The 19,981-nt window shown below is 71.0% G+C and carries 21 protein-coding genes; 1 reads left to right on the top strand and 20 read right to left on the bottom strand.

Annotated elements, in window-relative coordinates; genetic code table 11:
• Positions 1-492: ArsR/SmtB family transcription factor (locus tag VF330_RS06750; protein ID WP_414675349.1), on the bottom strand; the 492-nt coding region annotated here is incomplete at its 3' end.
• A gap of 66 nt (positions 493-558) precedes the next feature.
• On the opposite strand from VF330_RS06750, the gene VF330_RS06745 reads away from it, so the two are divergent.
• Entirely contained in the window at positions 559-1,836 is a 1,278-nt protein-coding gene (locus VF330_RS06745) for an isocitrate lyase/phosphoenolpyruvate mutase family protein (RefSeq protein WP_330850627.1), read from the top strand.
• On the opposite strand, the gene VF330_RS06740 is transcribed toward VF330_RS06745, so the two are convergent.
• From VF330_RS06740 to VF330_RS06650, 19 genes are all read right to left on the bottom strand, one after another.
• Positions 1,805-2,764: a lysophospholipid acyltransferase family protein gene (locus VF330_RS06740; protein WP_330850626.1), complete on the bottom strand. Its 960-nt coding sequence runs from the start codon at positions 2,762-2,764 to the stop codon at positions 1,805-1,807. The genes VF330_RS06745 and VF330_RS06740 overlap by 32 nt on opposite strands.
• 16 nt (positions 2,765-2,780) lie before the next feature.
• The gene (locus VF330_RS06735) at positions 2,781-3,818 is read right to left on the bottom strand and encodes an NAD-dependent epimerase/dehydratase family protein (protein ID WP_330850625.1); all 1,038 of its coding nucleotides are present in this window, start codon (positions 3,816-3,818) and stop codon (positions 2,781-2,783) included.
• 253 nt (positions 3,819-4,071) lie between these two features.
• Positions 4,072-4,173 (bottom strand): 30S ribosomal protein bS22, encoded by a 102-nt coding sequence (locus tag VF330_RS06730; protein WP_015105422.1) that lies wholly within the window; start codon positions 4,171-4,173, stop codon positions 4,072-4,074.
• A 131-nt stretch (positions 4,174-4,304) separates the two neighbouring features.
• Entirely contained in the window at positions 4,305-4,517 is a 213-nt protein-coding gene (locus tag VF330_RS06725; RefSeq protein ID WP_030477960.1) for a helix-turn-helix domain-containing protein, read from the bottom strand.
• Positions 4,518-4,653: 136 nt separating this feature from the next.
• Positions 4,654-5,463: a pyrroline-5-carboxylate reductase gene (gene proC / locus VF330_RS06720; protein ID WP_330850624.1), complete on the bottom strand. Its 810-nt coding sequence runs from the start codon at positions 5,461-5,463 to the stop codon at positions 4,654-4,656.
• A gap of 23 nt (positions 5,464-5,486) precedes the next feature.
• Positions 5,487-6,269, bottom strand: coding sequence for a thioesterase family protein (locus VF330_RS06715; RefSeq protein ID WP_330850623.1), 783 nt, complete (start codon positions 6,267-6,269; stop codon positions 5,487-5,489).
• On the bottom strand, positions 6,266-7,162 hold the full coding sequence (locus VF330_RS06710; RefSeq protein ID WP_330850622.1) for a proline dehydrogenase family protein: 897 nt from the start codon (positions 7,160-7,162) through the stop codon (positions 6,266-6,268). The genes VF330_RS06715 and VF330_RS06710 overlap by 4 nt, the downstream gene beginning before the upstream one ends.
• A 78-nt stretch (positions 7,163-7,240) precedes the next feature.
• On the bottom strand, positions 7,241-8,086 hold the full coding sequence (locus VF330_RS06705) for a sugar phosphate isomerase/epimerase family protein (RefSeq protein WP_330850621.1): 846 nt from the start codon (positions 8,084-8,086) through the stop codon (positions 7,241-7,243).
• Positions 8,083-9,393, bottom strand: coding sequence for a hypothetical protein (locus VF330_RS06700; protein ID WP_330850620.1), 1,311 nt, complete (start codon positions 9,391-9,393; stop codon positions 8,083-8,085). Before VF330_RS06700 ends, VF330_RS06705 begins: the two co-directional genes overlap by 4 nt.
• Positions 9,393-10,373, bottom strand: coding sequence for a Ppx/GppA phosphatase family protein (locus VF330_RS06695; protein ID WP_330850619.1), 981 nt, complete (start codon positions 10,371-10,373; stop codon positions 9,393-9,395). The genes VF330_RS06700 and VF330_RS06695 overlap by 1 nt, the downstream gene beginning before the upstream one ends.
• 27 nt (positions 10,374-10,400) lie before the next feature.
• The gene (locus tag VF330_RS06690; RefSeq protein ID WP_030477953.1) at positions 10,401-11,081 is read right to left on the bottom strand and encodes a response regulator transcription factor; all 681 of its coding nucleotides are present in this window, start codon (positions 11,079-11,081) and stop codon (positions 10,401-10,403) included.
• The gene (locus VF330_RS06685; protein ID WP_330850618.1) at positions 11,078-12,250 is read right to left on the bottom strand and encodes a sensor histidine kinase; all 1,173 of its coding nucleotides are present in this window, start codon (positions 12,248-12,250) and stop codon (positions 11,078-11,080) included. The genes VF330_RS06690 and VF330_RS06685 overlap by 4 nt, the downstream gene beginning before the upstream one ends.
• A gap of 307 nt (positions 12,251-12,557) precedes the next feature.
• Positions 12,558-13,304, bottom strand: a complete 747-nt coding sequence (locus VF330_RS06680) for a phosphoglyceromutase (protein ID WP_330850617.1) — start codon at positions 13,302-13,304, stop codon at positions 12,558-12,560.
• A 141-nt stretch (positions 13,305-13,445) separates the two neighbouring features.
• Positions 13,446-15,011, bottom strand: coding sequence for an AMP-binding protein (locus VF330_RS06675; RefSeq protein ID WP_330850616.1), 1,566 nt, complete (start codon positions 15,009-15,011; stop codon positions 13,446-13,448).
• Between the two features lie 396 nt (positions 15,012-15,407).
• Positions 15,408-16,253 (bottom strand): DUF4349 domain-containing protein, encoded by an 846-nt coding sequence (locus tag VF330_RS06670; RefSeq protein WP_330850615.1) that lies wholly within the window; start codon positions 16,251-16,253, stop codon positions 15,408-15,410.
• 60 nt (positions 16,254-16,313) lie between these two features.
• Positions 16,314-16,793 (bottom strand): YbjN domain-containing protein, encoded by a 480-nt coding sequence (locus VF330_RS06665; protein ID WP_330850614.1) that lies wholly within the window; start codon positions 16,791-16,793, stop codon positions 16,314-16,316.
• A complete protein-coding gene (gene mshA, locus VF330_RS06660) occupies positions 16,790-18,037 on the bottom strand; it encodes a D-inositol-3-phosphate glycosyltransferase (protein ID WP_330850613.1) in 1,248 nt (415 codons plus the stop codon). Before mshA ends, VF330_RS06665 begins: the two co-directional genes overlap by 4 nt.
• The gene (locus VF330_RS06655) at positions 18,034-18,798 is read right to left on the bottom strand and encodes an alpha/beta fold hydrolase (protein WP_414675348.1); all 765 of its coding nucleotides are present in this window, start codon (positions 18,796-18,798) and stop codon (positions 18,034-18,036) included. Before VF330_RS06655 ends, mshA begins: the two co-directional genes overlap by 4 nt.
• A 43-nt stretch (positions 18,799-18,841) precedes the next feature.
• Positions 18,842-19,981 (bottom strand): L,D-transpeptidase, encoded by a 1,140-nt coding sequence (locus tag VF330_RS06650; RefSeq protein WP_330850611.1) that lies wholly within the window; start codon positions 19,979-19,981, stop codon positions 18,842-18,844.

The raw sequence follows: 19,981 nt of genomic DNA, 5'->3' as shown, positions 1-19,981 counted from the left end.
CGTCCAGTCCAGGCACGCGCGGCTCACCTGGCGTTTCGACGGCTCGAACCCGAGCTCTTTCAGCCACACCATGCCCGGCTCGGTGACGGCCAGCTCCGCCGTCACCACACCCAGCTCCAGCAGGCCCGACTTCAGCGCGATCCCGAGCTTGCCCGCGAGGTGGTCGTAGCAGGTCCGGCCGCGCACCATCGCCTGTGAGGCGGACGCTGCTCGCAGCGTGCGCGGGGCCGGCGGAGGACCTGCGAAGGCCGTCATCGCCTCCAGCAGCTCCGCCACGTGCGGGCCGGCCAGCGCCACGTAGCGGTGGCGTCCCTGGCGGTGCTCCACCAGCAGGCCGCCCCGCACCAGGCGCGTCAGGTGCTCGCTGGCGGTCGACGGGGCCACTCCGGCGTGGTCGGCCAGCTCGCGGGCCGTCCACGCCCTGCCGTCCAGCAGGGCCCCGCAGAACGCCGCTCGCGTCCGGTCCGCCAGCAGAGCCGCCAGTGCCTCCATGCCCGCCATTCTGCGGCCGGCGCGCTTCGGCCGGCGCCGAAGTGTCCGCGCCCTAGCTTCGCAGGCATGACCGAGGAGCTGCTGAGCCTGCCCGTGCCGTCCGTGCCCCACGGGGACAGAGGCGTGGCGTGGCTGCGCGCGCACGTCGTCCGTTTCAGCAACGGTGCCGAGCACGCGCGGAGGCGCGCGCTCACGACCAAGCTCATCGAGAACGTCCAGGTCACCTCGCTCGACGAGCTGGCGGCCGTGCTCGGGCTGCCGGGGTCGCTCGACGACATCGCGACGATCGCCCCCTGCTACCAGCCGCACGAACCCGTCACGGCGGAGGCCGACGCGGCCGTCGAACGGCTGGCCCGGAACCACGACGAGGACACCGCGGCACGGATCGGGCTGCTCGTGCAGGCCTGGGCGGCCACCCGCGCGTTCGCGGAGCACCTCCGCACCGGCAACCCCGGCCCACCCGTTCCGGTCACGCGCAGGGCCGCTCAGGGCGGCGTGGTCGAGGTCGGGCTCGACGCGCACCCGTTCGGCCACGGCCCGCACGCCTGCCCCGGCCGCGACGTCGCCACCCGGATCGCCAAGAACCTCGCCTTCCGGGCGCTGCACCACCAGGACGAGCCGTTCGTGCTCCCCAACGCCTGGGACCACGCGTCGGCGGTCGCACTGCACGCGAGCGGCTTCAGAGCGGTCGGCACGACCAGCCTCGGCGTCGCGGCGGCGCACGGGATCGAGGACGGCGCTGGACTCGCGGGCGACGAGACCGTCCGGCTCGCGCGGATGCTCGCGAATCTGCCGTTCCCCGTCACGGCCGACCTGGAGTCCGGCTTCGGCGGGGCGCCGGACGAGGTGGCCGAACTGGTCGCCGGGCTCGGCGTCGCGGGCGTCAACCTGGAGGACGGGCGGCCGCACGGCCTCGCCGATCCCCACCGCCAGGCCGAGCTCATCCGAGCCGTCAAAGAGCGCGCACCGGGCGTGTTCCTCAACGCCCGCATCGACACCCACTGGCTCGGCATCGCGACCGAGGAGACCGAGGACCGCGCACGCCGGTACGTCGACGCCGGCGCGGACGGGATCTTCGTGGCCGGCCTGACCGAGCCGCGCGACGTCGAACGGCTCGCGACGCTCGCGCCGTTGAACGTCCTGGCCCAGGCCCGCACGCCGAAGCAGCTCGGCGACCTCGGCGTGAAGCGGATCAGCACCGGGTCGCTGCTGTTCAGGGCGGCCCTGCGGCACACCGTCGCCACCGCGGAGGCGGTGCGCGACGGCAGGACCCCACCGGACGCGTTCGGCTACGCCGAGGTCCAGGACCTGGTCAGCCGAGGAACACGTTCCTGCGCTGGGTGAGCAGCCGGTACAGCGTCTGCTGGATCGTCTCGCGCACCTGGTCGGTGAGGTTGAAGACCAGCATCGGGTCGTCCGCCGCGTTCTCGCCGAAGACGTCGGTGCGGATCGGCTCGCCGAACTCGATGTACCACTTCGACGGCAGCGGGACCGCGCCCAGTGGTCCGAGCAGCGGGAAGAACGGCGTCACCGGGAAGTACGGGAAGCCGAGCAGCCGCGCCAGCGCCTTCACGTCGCCGATCATCGGGTAGATCTCCTCGGCACCGACGATCGAGACCGGGATGATCGGCACGCCGGTCTTCAACGCCGCCGACACGAAGCCGCCGCGGCCGAAGCGCTGGAGCTTGTAGCGGTCCTTGAACGGCTTGCCGATGCCCTTGAAGCCCTCCGGCCACACGCCGACGAGCTCACCGGACGACAGCAGCCGCTCGGCGTCGGCGTTGCAGGCGAGCGTCTGGCCGCCCTTGCGGGCGAGCGCGCCGAGCACCGGCGTGCGGAACACCAGGTCGGCGCCCAGCCCGCGCAGGGGCCGGTGCGCCGGGTGCTCGGACGCGATGCCGTAGGCGGTCATGAGCGCGTCGAGCGGAACCGTGCCGGAGTGGTTCGCCACGATCAGCGCCCCACCGGCCACCGGGACGTTGTTCAGGCCGATCGTCTCGACCCGGAACCACTTCTCGTAGAGCGGCTTCAGCGGCGGCATCAGCACGTTCTCGGTGAGGTCGCGGTCGAAGCCGAACTCGTCGACCTCGTAGTCGCCCGCCAGTCGCCTGCGCGCGAACGCCAGCAGGTCGGTCAGCCTGCGTTCCCAGTCCGGTGTCGCGGACTGCTGCTGCTCCGGTTCGGGAACCACCTCGACGTGGCGCGCTCTGCGCGCGGCGTCGCGTTCCGGGTCGTGCAGCGGGATAACGCGTGCTCCTGCCACTGCGTTCATCTCCTCAAGGCGAAGATCAGCGGAAACGGGCGGCGGCGCCGAGGATTCCCCGCTCCGCCGCCTCCACCGCCTCCGGGTCGATGAGCGGCTTCAGGCCCCGGCCGCTCACGTAGTCGTCGAAGGCCTGCTGGGTGGTCCACCGCGGCGTGAACCCGAAGTCCTTCTTCAGCAGGGTCGTGTCAACCACGCGCCCCCAGTTGAGGAACCTCATCTGGTCGGGCGAGAAGTCGACGAGCCGGGCGCTCCGGAAGAAGCCACCGACCGTGGGCACGGCCGCGCTGGGCACCGGCAGGTTCAGCCTGCCCGCCCGCCTGATCGCCTGCGACAGCAGCAGCACGCCGTCGCCTCCCACGTTGTACACACCAGGCAGGTCGTGCAGCGTCGCGCGCTCCAGGACGGCGAGCGCGTCCTCGGAGTGCAGCAGCTGCACACGAGCGTCGTAGCCCAGCACCGTGGGCACGACCGGAAGGGCGAAGTAGCGGGTCAGCACCGTGTCGATGCGCGGCCCGATGAAGTTGGTGAAGCGCAACGTCGTGACGTCGACGTCCGGCCTGCGGCGGCCGAACCCGCGCACGTACCCCTCGACCTCGACGGCGTCCTTGGCGTAGCCGGACGACGGCAGGTCCTTCGGGCCCATGTCCTCGGTGAACACCGCCGGGTCGCGGCTGCTGGACCCGTACACGGCGCTCGTGGACTTCACGACGAGCTTGCGCACCTTCGGCGACTTCTGGCACGCGGCCAGCAGCTGCATGGTGCCGATGACGTTCATCTCCTTCATCGCCGTGCGACCGGTGGGCCCGGCCGGGTTGGCGGTGACGGACGCGTGGACGACCGTGTCGACGTTCGCGGTGGAGATGACCTTGCTGATCAGCGGGTTGCGGATGTCGGCCCGCACGAACTCCGCCCTGCCCATCCTGCGCAGGAGGTCGCGCGGCGGCGGCTCGGTGTCCACGCCGAGCACGCGCTCGACGTCCGGGTTCGCGGCGAAGCGCGCGGCGAGGTGGCCGCCGAGGAAGCGGCTGACTCCGGTGACGAGGACGACCTTGGGCGTCATGCGACTCCAAGCACGAGGGCGGTGCGATTGGTCGATGCTACAAGCCGATTCGGAAACAGGGCGGGGCCGGAACGCCGTCTTGACGCAGGTCACGCGGGCTTCACAGGCCAATCACCCGATCGGCGGCCCCGTTCCCGCGGTGTCGCGCAAGCGTCCCAAGGGGTGACATTGCCCGCTGGGAGGCCCCGGGAAACGCAACCGCCGCCGACCTCCTCGGAACGAGGAGACCGGCGGCGGCAGAGCGCTAGCGGGCTTACTTGCCGCGCTTCCTGCGCTGGACCCTGGTCTTGCGCAGCAGCTTGCGGTGCTTCTTCTTCGACATGCGCTTGCGGCGCTTCTTGATGACCGAGCCCATGCGGGTTCCTTAGCTCTAGACGTTGCTTTGACTGGCGCGCCCCAGCCTTGGCCGTGTCAAGCACGGCGCGCCGGTAAGCACGATCGGCCTACCAGTCTACCCGGCGGGGTTCGCCAGCCTTCAGCAGCCTTCTAGCCGGCGTCGAAGTACGCGTTCTCGAGGTAGGCGTGCACCGCTTTCTCCGGCACCCGGAACGACTTCCCCACCCGCACCGCGGGCAGTTCTCCGGAGTGCACCAGCCGGTACACGGTCATCTTCGAGACCCGCATCATCGAGGCCACCTCGGCCACGGTCAGGAACTGCACCTGAGCGAGGCCTGTTCGTTCGTTCTCCTTCGCAGGCATACATCACCGCATCCTTCGACACGTGTCGTGCCGTCGGTCTTCCCCACCGACGGTTCGACACGCACGTGCTGCCTTGAGAGTAGCGGGACTGGTGTGACTCCTGCGACGTCCAAGTGGGGCCGACGCCTCACTTCGGTCAGTCCTCGTGCTGCCTGCCCAGCTCAACGGACCGGTCGCGCGCGCTTTCGATGGCCGCCAGCAGCGCCGCGCGGACGCCGTGCTTCTCCAGCTCGCGGATCGCCATGATGGTCGTGCCGGCCGGCGAGGTGACCGCCTCGCGCAGGATGACCGGGTGGTTCGAGCCCTCGTTGAGCATCGTCGCGGCCCCCACGGCCGACTGGATGATCAGCTGGGACGCGAGGTCGCGCGGGATGCCGAGCAGGATGCCCGCGTCGATCATCGCCTCGACCAGGAAGAAGAAGTAGGCGGGACCCGAGCCGGACAGCGCCGTGACGGCGTCCTGCTGCGACTCCGGCACGACCGCGACCTTGCCCACGGCCGAGAGGAGCTCCTCGACGACCCGCAGGTGCTCGGGCGTGGCGTTGGACCCGCCGGAGACGGCGCTCATGGCCTCGCCGACGACCATCGGGGTGTTCGGCATGACCCGCACGACCGGCGTGCCCTGCGGCAGCCTGCGCTCGAACAACGCCGTCGGCAGGCCCGCGCACAGCGAGACGATCAGCGTGCCGGCCCGCAGCACCGGGTTCAGCTCGGTCAGCAGCGGCTCGATGTCCTGCGGCTTGACCGCGACGACCAGCACGTCGGCCTTCTCGGCCGCGCCCTCGACCGTGACGGCCTCGAACCCGTACTGCTCGGTGAGGGAGCGCGCACGGGTCTCGTGCTTCTCGGTGAACATCAGATCGGTGGCCGCGCGGCCGCCCTGCAGGAGCCCGGACAGCAGCGCCTCACCGATCTTGCCCGCGCCGAGCACCGCGATCTTCGTCATCGGTCAAGTCTCACACAGGGCGCTCACACGGCGGGTGTCAGCGCCAGCTGCCTCGCCTGGCAGACCAGCCGCCCGGCCGAGTCGATGACCGTGGCGTCCTCGTCGAACCACTGGCCGTGCACCGCCTGGCAGGTGACGTGGATGCGCAGCCACCCCGGCGCCGGCCGCGCCCGCAGCAACGCCGTCAGCTGCACCGTCGGCGACCACCCGAACCGGCCGAGGTTGAACGTCACCGGCATCGACAGGTCGCCCGCGAGCAGCGCGAAGTACGGGTCCGGCTGCTCGTCGACCGGCCGCGCCCACAGCTTGAGCGTCAGCGGCCCGTCCGTGCGCCGGTCGAGGAACGTCGCCGACTCCCGGTCCACCCGCAGGTCGCAGAGGGCGCCCACCTTGTAGGCACCGCCGGTCGGGAACGTCGCCATCTCCACCGCGCCGGGCGGCGGGGCGGCGGGCATCGCCGGCAGGTTCGCGTAGTCGGCGCGGTGCTCGGGGATGCGCCCCGTCGTCACCGAGGCCTCGACGCACACCTGGCCGCGCTGCTCCAGCGTCACCGCGACGACCGTCGCCGTCCGCCCTGACTTGCGCACGTCGGTCCTGACCAGCACGGGCCCGACCTCGGGCGCGCGCAGGAACTGGGCCGACACCGCGAGCGGGTCGCCGTCGGCGACCTGGGCCGCCGCACGGGTCATCACGGCCAGCAGGAAGCCGCCGTGGGGTTTGGGACCGACGGTCCACTCGGCGGGGAGGGACGCCGTGAACGTTCCGTCACCGAGCGACCGGACCGCGCTGGACTTCGAGAAGGTCATGAGCGGCTGGCCAGCGACCGCAGGAAGAAAGTCACGTTGGCAGGCCGTTCCGCAAGTCGCCGCATCAAGTATCCGTACCACTGCTCGCCGTAGGGGACGTAGACCCGAGTGCCGAGGCGCCTCTGCTCCTCAGGCCGGATGCCGTAGAGCATCTGGTACTCGAACTCCGTTTTGTCATACCAGCGTGCCCTCTCCCCGATGATCTCGATCAGGCGGGGGTCGTGCGTGGCGAACATCGGGTACCCCTCGCCCGCGAGCAGGACGTTCGCGCACCGCACGTAGTTGAGGTCCACCTCGTGCGGGTCCTGGATCGCGACCTCGGGCGGTTCCGCGTAGGCGCCCTTGACCAGCCGCACCCGCGACCCCGGCCCCGCCAGCGCCTCGCAGTCGTCGAGCGTGCGGTGCAGGTACGTCTGCACGACCGCGCCCACCCACGGCCACGTCCGCCGCAGCTCGTGCAGGACGCGCAGCGTCGAGTCGGTGGTGGTGTGGTCCTCCATGTCGAGCGTGACCGTGGTGCGGCACTGCTCGGCGGCCGCGCAGATCCGGCTCGCGTTCGTCAGCGCCAGCGACTCGTCCAGCGCCTGCCCGACCGCGGACAGCTTGACGCTGACCTCGGCGTTCTCCGCCAGTCCCGCGGCGTGCAGGGCGTCGAGGAGCTCCAGGTAGGCCTGGACGGTCTTCTCGGCCTGCGCCTTGTCGGTGGTGTCCTCGCCCAGGTAGTCCAGCGTCACGGGGAGCCCGAGGTTACGCACGACCTCGACCGCGTCCCGCGTGGACTCGCCCGCGACGAAGCGCTTCACGACGTCCCGGCTGATCGGCGCGGTGGCGACGAGGTGGTGGACCGCCTCGTTGCGAGACGCGGCCATGATCAACGCTCGCAGCGGGTTCACACCCCGAACCCTAACTCGCCGATCAACTCTCAGTGGGCGTGACTCGCTGTGGTTGTCCCGGACAGGACGACCACCTGGTCAGCGCGGCAGCCGCGGCCTGTCCTTCCCCGCGGCGCCCTCGACCGGCCAATCCAGGTGCAGCCGGGCGAACAGCAGCGCCTCCGCCAGCATCTCCTTCCGAGCCGCCGGGGACGCGGCGCGGCGCGTGTTGACCTCCAGCACGACCTGGCCGTCGAACCCGCCCCTGGCCAGCAGCTCGCACACCTCGGCGCACGGCTGGGTCCCCCGGCCGGGCACCATGTGCTCGTCCTTGGGCGCCCCGGACCCGTCCGCGAGGTGGAGGTGCCGCAGGCCGTCCCCCATCCGCTTGGCCAGCTCCACCGCGTCCATGTGCGCGGCGGCCGAGTGCGAGAGGTCCAGCGTGTAGTTCCGGTGCCCGACGTCGGTCGGGTCGACGGACGGCTTGAACGCGTTCATCTCCACGGAACGCCCGCGCCCCAACGGCCGGCGCACGGGGAACATGTTCTCCACGGCGATCGCGATGCCGCTCTCGTCCTCCAGCGACGACACCAGCTCGGCGAACCCGTCCGCGTACTTGCGCTGCCACCGGAACGGCGGGTGCAGCACGACGGTCGGCGCGCCGAGCTCGGCGGCGGCCTCCACGGCGCGCCGCAGCCGTTCGGACGGGTCGGGCGACCAGACGCGTTGCGAGATCAGCAGGCACGGGGCGTGCACGGCCAGCACCGGCATGCCCGATCGGACCGACAGGCGGTCGACCGCCCGGACGTCCTGCGACACCGGGTCGGCCCACACCATCAGCTCGACGCCGTCGTAGCCCAGCTCGGACGCCATCTCGAACGCCGCTCCGGCGGGCTGCGGGTAGACCGACGCCGTCGAGAGCCCGACCGGGATGCGGGAGGTCAACTCTTCACCAGCAGCATCGCCGCTGGTGAGACGGTCACGATGAGGCCCACGAGCACGGCCAGGACGGTGGTCTGGAGGTCGTCGGCCCGGCGGATCTTTCGAACGAGCAGCACCAGACCCACGGTAACGGCCAGCGCGACCACGAGCGCGGCGGCGGGCACCGCGCGCCAGAGGTAGTTGAACGCGAGCCACAGGCCCGCGCCGCCGAGCACGCCGACGGCGAGCTGGGCGATCATGATCAGCCACTCCTTGGCGGGGGAGCGCTGGGGGCCGTCGTCCAGGTCCTCCTCGGCCTCGCCGGCGTCGTCGAGACCGGCGGGACCCTCGTCCTCGTCGTCCTCTTCCTCGTCGGTGTCCGCGAGGTAGTCGTCCTCGGCGCGGTAGGCGGCGTACTCCTGTGAGTCGTCGTCCACGTACGGGCCGGGGTGGGCCGCGGTCGACTCCATGGGCGGCATGGACAGCACGGTCCTGGCCGCCGGGTCGTCGTCATCGCCGAACCACGCGTCCGGCTGGTTGTTCGGCAGCGGTTCCGGCAGCTTCGGCGGGGCGGGCGGCACGATCAGCACGGACTCGGTCTCGAGCGCGGCGATCTTGTCGACCGGCGCCTTGGCCGGGATGCGCGGGAGCTGCTCGGTCATCGCCTCGCGCGGGGGCATGCCGGGCTTCGGCGCCGGGGTCGGCATCTTCACCTGCGGCGGCGTCGGCCGCACGATGTTCGTGCGCGACGGCGAACCGCTGTCCAGGTGCGAGCTCACCGGGTCCGGCCGCGGCGGGTCCTGGCGGGCCAGGTCCGGTCGCTTGAGGTCGGGACGCGACAGGTCAGAGCGCGACGGCGCGTCGGGGCGCACGACGTCGGGCCGCGGCAGGTCGGAGCGCGACGGCTGGTCGCGGACCTGCGGCACCTGCCTCGTCTGCTCCGCCGCGGCGGGAGGAGGCGGGGGCGGCGCCGGTGCCGGTCTGCGCACCTGCGGCGGCTGCACGGGCGGCGCCACCGGCGGTTTCGGCTGGTAGGCCGTCCGCTCGCCGACCGCGGGCGGCGGCGCGACGGGCGGCGCGGCGGGTTCGGGGGCCGCGCGACGACCGGACGGAGCCACGTCGTCGTCGCGGATCGCCATGAGCCGGCCGCTGTCGGACAGGACCCGCTCGATGATCGTCTGGGGCGCGGTCTCCGGCTGCTGGACCTCGTCGGCCTCGTCAGCTGCCCGGCGGCGTCGCCGACGTGGCGCACTCTCTGCGCTGCCCCCGTACTGGGCGAGCAGCTCAGCGACCGTGCGCTGCGTCTGGTCCGATCCGCTCTCTCGACTCATCAACTCCACCGTGCCCCGGGCTGTCCAGTCCGTCCAGTATCGCTCTGGTCCGTCCCGTCAGTGTGGTCCAGCCGCCTGAGGATGACACCCTCCCGGAGCGCCCAGGGGCAAATCTCCAGTTGCGTGAGTGACAGGGCTCGCATCGTTGCCTCCGCGACCAGCGCCCCCGCGACGAGCTGGTGCGCGCGCGAGGTGCTCACGCCTTCCAGTTCGGCGAGGTCACCGGCCGACATCCGGGAGATGAACGCGATCAGCTGCCGCAGGCCCGCGTCGGTGAGCACGCGTCGTGCCCTGGGCCCGGCAGACGATGGCGCGGCCCCGGTGAGCCGCGCCAGCGTTCGGAAAGTTTTTGAGGTCGCAACCACCCGATCGGGTTCACCCGCGCGTCTCAGCTTCCGCGCCACGGGCGCGAGCTGGTCGGCGAGCCATTCGGTGGTCTCGCGGACCTCGGAGCGCCGGGGCGGGTCCTTGTGGAACCGGGTCCTGGTGAGCCTGCCCGCGCCCAGGGGCACGGAGAAGGCCAGATCGGGGTTCTCGTCACGGCCGATGGCGAGCTCCAGGGAGCCGCCGCCGATGTCGAGGGACAGCAGCTTGCCCGCGGACCAGCCGTACCAGCGGCGGACCGCGAGGAAGGTGTACTTCGCCTCGTCCTCGCCGGAGAGGACCTTGAGGTCCACGCCGGTCTCGGTGCGCACCCGGTCGAGCACCTCGGCGGAGTTGCCCGCCTCGCGCACGGCCGAGGTCGCGAACGCCATCAGGTCCTCGCAGCCGGACCGCGCGGCCGACGCCTTCGCGGCGGCCACGGCTCGAACCAGCTGGTCAGCGCCTGCTTTGGAGAGCTGACCCTGGGCGTCCAGCTGTTCGGCCAGACGCAGGATCGTCTTCTCCGACGTGGTCGGGATGGGGTGGGCACCACGATGCGCGTCCACCACCAGCAGGTGGACGGTGTTGGAACCCACGTCTAGAACGCCCAGGCGCACGCCGGAAACGGTACCTGGTCGTGTCCGTCAGGACTCGAACTTGTAACCGAGACCCCTGACGGTCACCAGGTGACGCGGTGCCGACGGGTCGGGTTCGATCTTGGAACGCAGCCGCTTGACGTGCACGTCCAGCGTCTTCGTGTCGCCGACGTAGTCCGCTCCCCACACGCGGTCGATCAGCTGGCCCCTGGTCAGGACGCGGCCGACGTTGCGCAGCAGGTACTCCAGGAGGTCGAACTCCTTGAGCGGGAGGCTGATGTCCTGACCGGCGACCGTGACGACGTGGCGTTCCACGTCCATCCGCACCGGACCGGCCTCCAGGATCTGCGGCAGGAGGTCCTCGGACTCGCCGCCGCGGCGCAGCACCGCGCGGATGCGGGCGATGAGCTCGCGCGCCGAGTACGGCTTGGTGACGTAGTCGTCCGCGCCCAGCTCCAGGCCGACGACCTTGTCGATCTCGCTGTCGCGCGCGGTCACCATGATCACGGGGACGGCGGAGCGCTGCCGCAGCTGCTTGCAGACGTCGGTGCCGCTCATGCCGGGCAGCATGAGGTCGAGCAGCACGATGTCGGCGCCGTTGCGGTCGAACTCCTCGAGCGCCTCCTGGCCGGTGGCCGCGAGCGCCGCGGTGAACCCCTCCTTGCGCAGCAGGAAGGCGAGCGGATCGGCGAAGGACTCCTCGTCCTCCACGATGAGCACCCTGGTCACAGCTCTCCTCCAGTGTCGCCCGCGCCGGTGGGGACGAGGGGCGGGTTGGGTTCGGTCGCCGCGGCCGGCAGCCGCAGCGTGAAGGTGGAGCCCGTTCCCGGCAGGCTCCACAGCTTCACCTCGCCGCCGTGGTTGGCGGCGACGTGCTTGACGATCGCGAGCCCCAGACCGGTCCCGCCGGTCGCCCGCGACCGGGCCTTGTCGACGCGGTAGAACCGCTCGAAGACCCGTTGCTGCTGGTCGGCGGAGATGCCGATGCCGCGGTCGGTGACGGCGATCTCGACGTGCCCGTCGACGAGCCGGCGGCTCACGCTCACCGGGCTGCCCGGCGGCGAGTACGCGACCGCGTTGTCCAGGAGGTTCGTCAGGGCGGTGACCAGCAACGACCGGTCACCCGGCACGACGAACCCGCTCGGCTCGTCGGTGGTGATCGAGATGTTGACCGACTCGGCGGCGAGCTTGGACCGCGACAGCGCCTCGTTGATCACGACGTCGATCTCGGTGTCGGACAGCTCCGGCAGCTTCTCGGCGCCCTGCAGGCGCGACAGCGCGATGAGCTCGGTGACGAGCGCGCCGAGGCGGGTGGCCTCCTGCATGATCTTCGCGCTGAAGCGGCGGACCTCCTCCTGGTCGTCGCTCGCGTCCAGCACGGCCTCCGCCAGCAGCGCGAGGGCGCCGACCGGCGTCTTCAGCTCGTGGCTGACGTTGGCGACGAAGTCGCGGCGCGTCTTCTCCAGCCGCACGGCCTCGGACTCGTCCGTGGCGTCCACGAGGATGAAGTCCTCGACGAGCTGCCGGACCTCCGCGTGCACGGCCTCCGGCTGCCGGCCACCGCGCTGCCCGTCCAGCGGCGACAGGTCGACGTACACGACCTCGTCGCTGCTGCGGACCCCTTCCGCGGCCTTGCGGGCGCGGTCGTCGACGCGGTTGTTCCGCACGACGCCGAGCTCCTCGGCCCGCGGGTTGTGCAGCACGACGTCGCCGAAGTGGTTCAGCACCACGATGCCGTCGTGGGAATCCTGGACGATCTGCTGGATGAGGTCCCCGACCGTCAGGCCTTCCGGCTTGCGGGGGTGTTTCGGAGCGGTGAACCTGCCAACGAAGAATGCGGCGATCACGCCGATGAGCGCGACGCCGATCGACACAGCGAGGTAACCCGTTGTGGTCACGAAGCGAATGGTAAGCAGCTCAGAGGTGTCCTGGCCTAGTGCGGAAGCGTGAACCGTGATACCCGCGACACCTCAGTGGACGGTTGTTCCCACCCTGGCCAGACGGTGTTCACCCAACCGTGACTCTGCTTGTTGGCCGCTGCTCCGCAGACGGCGGCGGGTTCGCCTTTCAGTCGGTCATCCGGCCGCCGCTTCAGGACGAATCGCCTTCGGCGGTTGCCCCGAAGAGGCGACCGGATGACCGACGCGAACCCGCGACGGAAAAAGGCGCACCCGAACACCGGGTGCGCCTTTCTCGGAATGCGTCTTAACGGCCCTGGTTGGCCACCGCGGCGATGGCGTCCTTGGCCGCGTCCGGGTCGAGGTACTCGCCGCCCGGCTTGAGGGGCTTCAGCTCCTCGTCGAGGTCGTAGCGCAGCGGGATGCCGGTCGGGATGTTGAGCCCGGCGATGGCCTCGTCCGAGATGCCGTCGAGGTGCTTGACGAGCGCGCGCAGCGAGTTGCCGTGCGCCGCCACCAGCACCGTCTTGCCGGTGCGCAGGTCCGGCACGATCGCCGACTCCCAGTACGGGATCATCCGCTTCACGACGTCGAGCAGGCACTCGGTCAGCGGCAGGTCGGGGCCGAGGTCCGCGTAGCGCGGGTCGGCGTCCTGGCTGAACTCCGAGCCGGGCTCGATGGGCGGCGGCGGGGTGTCGTAGGACCGGCGCCAGAGCATGAACTGCTCCTCGCCGAACTCCTCCAGCGTCTGCTTCTTGTTCTTGCCCTGCAGCGCGCCGTAGTGGCGCTCGTTGAGGCGCCAGTCGCGGCGGACCGGGATCCAGTGCCGGTCGGCGGCGTCGAGCGCCAGGTTCGCGGTCATGATCGCGCGGCGCATGAGGCTCGTGTGCAGGACCTCCGGCAGCACGCCGGCCTCCTTGAGGAGCAGGCCACCGCGGCGGGCCTCCTTCTCGCCCTTCTCCGACAGGGGGACGTCCACCCAGCCGGTGAAGAGGTTCTCCGCGTTCCACGTGCTCTCGCCGTGGCGGAGCAGCACCAAGGTTCCGACAGACATGGCGGCTAGCCTGCCATGCCGGGCGTGGCCTCGTACCCCGGCGGGGCGGCGTGATCCGCGCCATGTCCGCCGCCGGCGGTCCGTCCGGAAACGCCGCAGGGCCCCGGCGGCACCCCGCCGAGGCCCTGCGTCCGTCCTGACTCAGGCCTGCTCGCGCGCCCTGAGGTCCTTGCGCAGGATCTTGCCCGCCGCCGACTTCGGGATCGCCTCGATGAACTCCACGACGCGGACCTTCTTGTGCGGTGCCACGTTCGCCGCCACGAACGCCATCACGGCGTCGGCGTCGATGGACGAGTCCGGCTGGCGCACCACGAAGGCCTTCGGGATCTCCTCGCCGTCGGCGTCCCTCACGCCGATGACGGCCGCGTCGGCGATCTCGTCGTGCGTCAGCAGCACGGCCTCCAGCTCGGCCGGCGGCACCTGGTAGCCCTTGTACTTGATGAGCTCCTTGACCCGGTCGACGATCGAGACGATGCCGTTCTCGTCGATCACGGCCACGTCGCCGGTGTGCAGCCAGCCCTCGGCGTCGAGGGTGGCGGCGGTGGCCTCCGGGTTGTTCAGGTAGCCCTTCATGACGTTCGGGCCGCGGCACCACAGCTCGCCGCGGTCGCCGACGCCGACGTCCTCGCCGGTGGCCGGGTCGACCAGGCGGCACTCCAGGTTCGGGATGATCACGCCGACGGTGCCGACCGAGATGTCGTCGCGGCCGTCCGGGATGGCGTGGCTGACCGGCGACATCTCCGTCATGCCGTAGCCCTGGACGACGCGGCAGCCGATGCGCTTGCGCACGGTGGCGGCCAGCTCCTCGTCCAGCGGCGCCGCGCCCGAGAAGAGCGTCTTGAGCGGGGAGAGGTCGTAGTTGTCGACGATCGGGTGCTTCGCCAGGGCGACGGCGACCGGCGGGGCGATGTAGACGCGGTCGGTCTTGTGCTCCGCGATGACCCGGAGGAACTCCGGCAGGTCGAACTTCGGCAGCGTCACGACGAGACCGCCGACGTAGAGGCCGCCGTTCATCAGCACCTGCATGCCGTAGATGTGGAAGAACGGCAGCACGGCGAGGACGCGGGTGTGCTCGCCGGCGTCCTCCATGATCGGGTCGCACTGCACGAGGTTCGCCACGAGGTTGCGGTGCGTCAGCATCACGCCCTTGGGCAGCGCGGTCGTGCCGGACGAGTACGGCAGCACCGCCACGTCCTCGGCCGGGTCGATCTCCACCGACGGCACGGGGTGGTCGTTGGCCAGCAGCTCGCCCAGCGACGGGTAGCCCTCGGCGCCGTCGAGCACGACGACGTCGGTGACGCCGGCCTTCGCCGCGCCAGGAGCGGCGTTCGGCAACAGCACGGACACCGTGAACAGCATCTTCGCGCCCGCGTCGTGCAGCTGGTGCGCGACCTCGTCGGGCGTGTAGAGCGCGTTGATCGTGGTCGCCGTGGCTCCCGCGCGCAGGATGCCGTGGAACACGACGGCGTAGTAGGGCGTGTTCGGGCTCAGGATGCCCACCACGTCGCCCTTGCCGATGCCGCGCGCGGCGAGCGCGGCGGCGAGGCGGTCGATGGCTCCGACCAGCTGGCCGTACGTCATCGTGGCGCCGGACATGCCGTCGATCAGCGCGACCCGGTCCGCACGGTCGGCGATGTCGCCGAACAGGAGCTGGTAGAGCGACACGTCGGGGATCTCGACGTCGGGGAACGGACTGCGGAAAACCATGCGGCGACCTCATTCACTCGCTCTGCCCAGCCTGCTGGCTCATCGTGATCCAGCCCACTGGGGAGGTCAAGGTCATCATGATCGCTACAGAGACGTTACTTAGCGCGACTAAATACACTCGAATGGAGCAATACAATCACTTGTGATCGCAAGGACGTATCTGAGAAGTTGATACCGCCTCCGCGAGCCGGCTCCCACGCTTGCCCGACGAGCGCGAGGCACGTGCGCGGTTCGTCATCCCCCGTCGGATCGCGCGGCCCGCTTGGGATTCGCAGGCTCCCCCCGTCCGCGATCCCCTGCAGCGGGGACCTTTGACGCGGGACGGCTCGATGCGACTCCCCCTCTCTCCCGAGCCGTTCCGCGCATCATCAAAGGCACACTCTCAGTAGAGTTGGATCATGCTGCTTCGTTCATCCGGGTGACACGCTTCCGGCGGCGGAGCAGGTAGACCACCACGGCCGCGGGCACTCCCAGGAACACCACGAACGGGAGCACGGCGCCGACCGCGACGAGGATCCCGCCCAGCACCGTGACCAGCGCGTCCCAGCCACCGGCGAGCGCGCTGAGGAACCCGGCCTCCTCCGGCTTCGGCGGCGCGACCGGCACGGTCGACACCTGCACGGTCAGCGTCGCCAAGGCGACCTTGCCCTTCAACGTCTCGCTGCGCCGCTGCATCGACTCCAGCTCGGCCTGCCGCTTGGTCAGCTCGGACTCGACCTGCGCGATCTCGGCCGTCGTCCCGGCGCGGTCGAACAGCACCCGCAGCCGGTCGACGCTGGCCTTCTGCGTCGCGATCCGCGCCTCGACGTCGACGAGCTGGTCGGTGACGTCCTCGCTGCGCACCTCGCTGCGCGTGACGTCCCCCACGCTCGGCAGGTCGCGCACGATCCGGTCGAGCTCGGTCGAGGGCACCCGCACGGTCACGGACCCGGAGCTCTTGGTCGAGTTCTCCTGCCCCGCGAACCCGCCGGCGGCCTGCGCCCGGTTCTTGACCTCGGCGATCGCCTTCAGCACGTCGTCACTGCGCAGGTCGACGGTCGCCGTGCGCACGAGCTGCCGTTCCTGCTCCTGCACCGGCTGCACGGCCGCCTTGCCCGCGTTGTCCTGCTGCGGCGTCTTCTGCTGCGCCGCCTGCGGCGGGGCGGCGGCGTCCTTCGCCGACGACCCGCTCATGTTGTTGCTGCACCCCGTCGAAACCAGGGCCAGCAACGCGACTCCCACCCACAGCACTGGTCTACGCATGCCGGTGGGACGGGATCGGGCGAGCGGGGAGTTGCCGCGGAAGCCGAAACGAGTCGGCGGCTACTCCGAAACGAGATGTTGGAACGCGGCCAGGTTCGCCAGCGACTCGCCCCGCGACACCCGCCACGCCCACTCGCGGCGGATCGCGTCGGCGAACCCGATCTCGAGCAACGGGTTGAAGTCGCCGTCCGCAGCCTCCAGCACCTGCCCGAGCACGCGGTCGAGCTCGTCGGGCGTCACGGCGTGCTTGCCGACCCGTCCGACCAGGTAGATGTCGCCCTCGGCGTCGACGGTGTAGTGCACGCCGTAGAGCCGGGCGTTGCGCCGCAGCAGGAACCGGTAGACGTCCTCGAACGACTGGTCCGGCCGCCGGCACACGAACGCCTCGACCACGAGGGCGTGCGAGGTCTCGACCAGCCACACGTTGGTCTGGAGCTTCTTGGTGCCCGGCAGCGTGACGAAGAACTTCCCCGGCTCGCGCCGGTCGTACCCCAGCTCCCGCTCGTCCAGGAACTCCTTGATGACAGCATCGAGACTCAAGCGAAAACCTCCCGGCGGAACGCGTCTGCCGCCTCCTGGTACCCCGCGAGCAGGGCGTCAGTCGTGCGGTCCCACGAGAAGCGTCGCGCATGCCCGACGGCGTTGCTCGCCAGGTGCTCCCGCTGCGGCAGCGCCACCCCGCTGATCGCCGCGGCCCACTCGCCCGGCTCGTGGCCGTGCACGAGCACCCCGGACACCCCGTCGCTGACGGCGACCGGCAGCCCGCCGACGGCCGCCGCGACCACCGGCGTCCCGCAGGCCTGCGCCTCCAGCGCCACCAGCCCGAACGACTCGTTGTGGCTGGGCACCGCCACCAGGTCGGCCGCCCGGTAAACCTCCGCGAGCGCCGGACCCGGCTGCGGCGGCAGGAACCGCGTCACGTCCGCGATCCGCAGCTGCGCGGCCAGCTCCTCCAGCGCCTTCGGCCGTTCCGTCCCGCTGCCCGACGGCCCGCCGACGATCAGCACGACGAGCCTCGACCGCAGTCCCGGATCGCGCACGAGCATCTCCGCCGCGGCCCTCAGCAGCACGTCGGGGGCCTTGAGCGGCTGGATCCTGCCGACGAACGCGAGCACGACCGCGTCCTGCGGCAGGCCCAGCGACTGCCGGGCGGCGCGCCGGTCGCCGGGCGTGAACCGGTCGAGGTCGACTCCCGGCGGCACGACGGCGACCTTGGACGGCTCGGCGTCGTAGAGCTTGATCAGCTCACTCGCCTCGATGTCCGTGTTCGCCACGAGCCGGTCCGACTCGGCGACGACCTGGTCCTCGCCGATCACCCGCATCCTGGGCTCCGGCGTGTCGCCCTCCGCGAGCGCCAGGTTCTTCACCTTCGCCAGCGTGTGGGCGGTGTGCACGAGCGGCACGCCCCACCGTTCCCGCGCCAGCCAGCCGACCTGCCCGGACAGCCAGTAGTGCGAGTGGATGGCGTCGTAGTAGCCGGGCTCGTGCCGGGCCTCGGCGCGCAGGACACCCGCGGAGAACGCGCAGAGCTGGCCGGGCAGCTCCTCCTTGCCGAGCCCCTCGAACGGCCCGGCGGCGACGTTGCGCACGCGCACGCCCGGCGCCAGCTCCACGACGGGCGGCAGCTCGGACGACGTGGCCCGGGTGAAGATCTCCACCTCGACGCCCCGCTGGGCCATCCTGGTGGCCGTCTGGACGATGTAGACGTTCATCCCGCCCGCGTCACCCGTGCCGGGCTGTTCGAGCGGCGAGGTGTGCACCGAGAGCACCGCGACGCGCTTCACCGGGCGATCCCGGCCAGGTCGCGGGCGAACTGCTCCGGCCGCTCCAGGAACGGGGCGTGCGCGGTGTCGGGGTACATGCTCAACTCGGCTCCGGGGATCAGGGCGGCGGAGTACTCGGCGGCGGCAGGGGCGACCACCTCGTCCCGAGTGCCGTGCACCACCAGGGTCGGCACGTCGACGGCGGTCAACACGTCAGCGCTGCCCACATCCCTGCGGAACAGCTCACCTCGCACTTTATGGCTCACCGACGCCGCCGCGGCTGTGAGTTCGCCGACCGTCGCGGCGGGCAGGCCGGGCGCCATGGCGCGGCAGAACTCGGCCATCACCTCGTCGTCGGTGATCGCGCCGGGCAGCGCGGCCCGCATCACGGGGCCCGTGGAGCCGCCGGGGCGGCCGGGGCCGATCTCGGTGATGGCGCCCACCAGCACGAGCGCGGTGACGTTCGCGGTGCCGTGGAAGCGCAGGTAGTCGGCGATCACGAGCCCGCCGTAGGACCACCCGACGAGCGTCGCGGGACCGGTGTGGCCGAGCACGGCGTGCAGGTCGGCGGCCCACCGGGCGGAGTCGCGGTAGTCGCCGAAGTCGTCGGACTCGCCGTGTCCGCGCAGGTCGACGGCGTGGGCGCGGAAGCCGGAGACGTCCCAGACGGCGCCTGTCTGCGCCCAGCCGTGGATCAACACCACCGGTGGTGCGCCGTCCGGACCTGATTCACGGACGGCCAGTCGTCCCCCGCCGGCCGCCGTCACGCGTGTCAGATGCACACATGCGCAAACGACCTGGCCGGGGGACGCATTCCCGCACGTCCTACTTGACGGCGGACTTGCCCTTCCACTGCTCCCACGGGATCTGCCAGTCGTACCAGTCGAACTGGGCCGGCAGCGTGGTGATCGAGCCGGTCACCTCGACGGGGTCGCCGACCAGCGCCGAGTCGTAGTAGGCCTTCGCGTCGGCCTCCAGCAGGTTCGCGCAGCCGTGCGAGGTGTTGTTGCTGCCGATGTTGCCCGCGTTGTCGTTGTTCTCGTGGATGAACTCGCCGTGGTTGGAGAACCGGACGGCCCACTTCTTCACGACGTTGGTGTAGCCGTAGCGCGGGTTGTCGAACGAGAACGTGTCGTTCTTCGACATGACGACGAACGTGCCGTTCGGCGTGGTGAGCTCGGGGTCCGCGTCCTTGCCGAACGACGCCGGGTAGTCGGCGGTCTGCTGGCCGTTGCGGAACACCTTGAGCCGGTGCGTCGGGTTGTCGATCTTCACGACCTGGTTGCGGCCGATGGTGAAGTCGCTGGTCACGTCGGCCTTGCCGAACGCGCCGCCGCCGTAGTTGACGCCGTAGAGCTTCGCCTCGACCTTGATCGTGGTGTTCTCCGGCCAGTACTTCTCCGGCCGGTAGTGGACCTCCTGGGCGTTGAGCCAGGCCCACGAGCCGGTGACGTTCGCCGAGTTGGTGACCTTGAGGGCCTTCTCGACGGTCGCCTTGTCCTCGACCGGCGACTCGAACTTGACCATGATCGGCGCCGCGACGCCGACGGTCTGGTTGTCGGACGGCCAGAGGGTCGCGCGGGTCTGCGCGCCGGGCGCCACGGTGGTGAACGAGCCCTTGAGGTCGACGGGCTTGCCGTCGGTGCCGACGACCTTGCCGGAGTAGCTGTACGTCTTGCCGTAGCCCAGCGGCTCGGCAGTCGTCCAGCCCGCCTTGTCCTCGGTCAGGGTGCCCTTGACGTCCTTGCCCTCCGGCGACTTCAGCGCGACGGACTCGATCTTGCCGTCCACCACGGTGACCTGCACCGGACTCGTGACCTGCACGTCCTTGGTGCCGTCGACCGGGGACAGGGTGACCTTCGCGGACGGCAGCGAGCTGTCCGCCTTCGGTGACCCCGCCTCGACACTCGAGCAGCCGGTCAGCAGCGTCAGCCCGGCGACCAGCGCGACAAGTGTTCTCTTCAC

It is taken from the genome of Lentzea sp., assembly GCF_036380075.1.
Taxonomy (GTDB): Bacteria; Actinomycetota; Actinomycetes; order Mycobacteriales; family Pseudonocardiaceae; genus Lentzea.
Note: the sequence above shows the minus strand (reverse complement) of the source record. Positions and strands in the feature narration are given on the sequence as shown.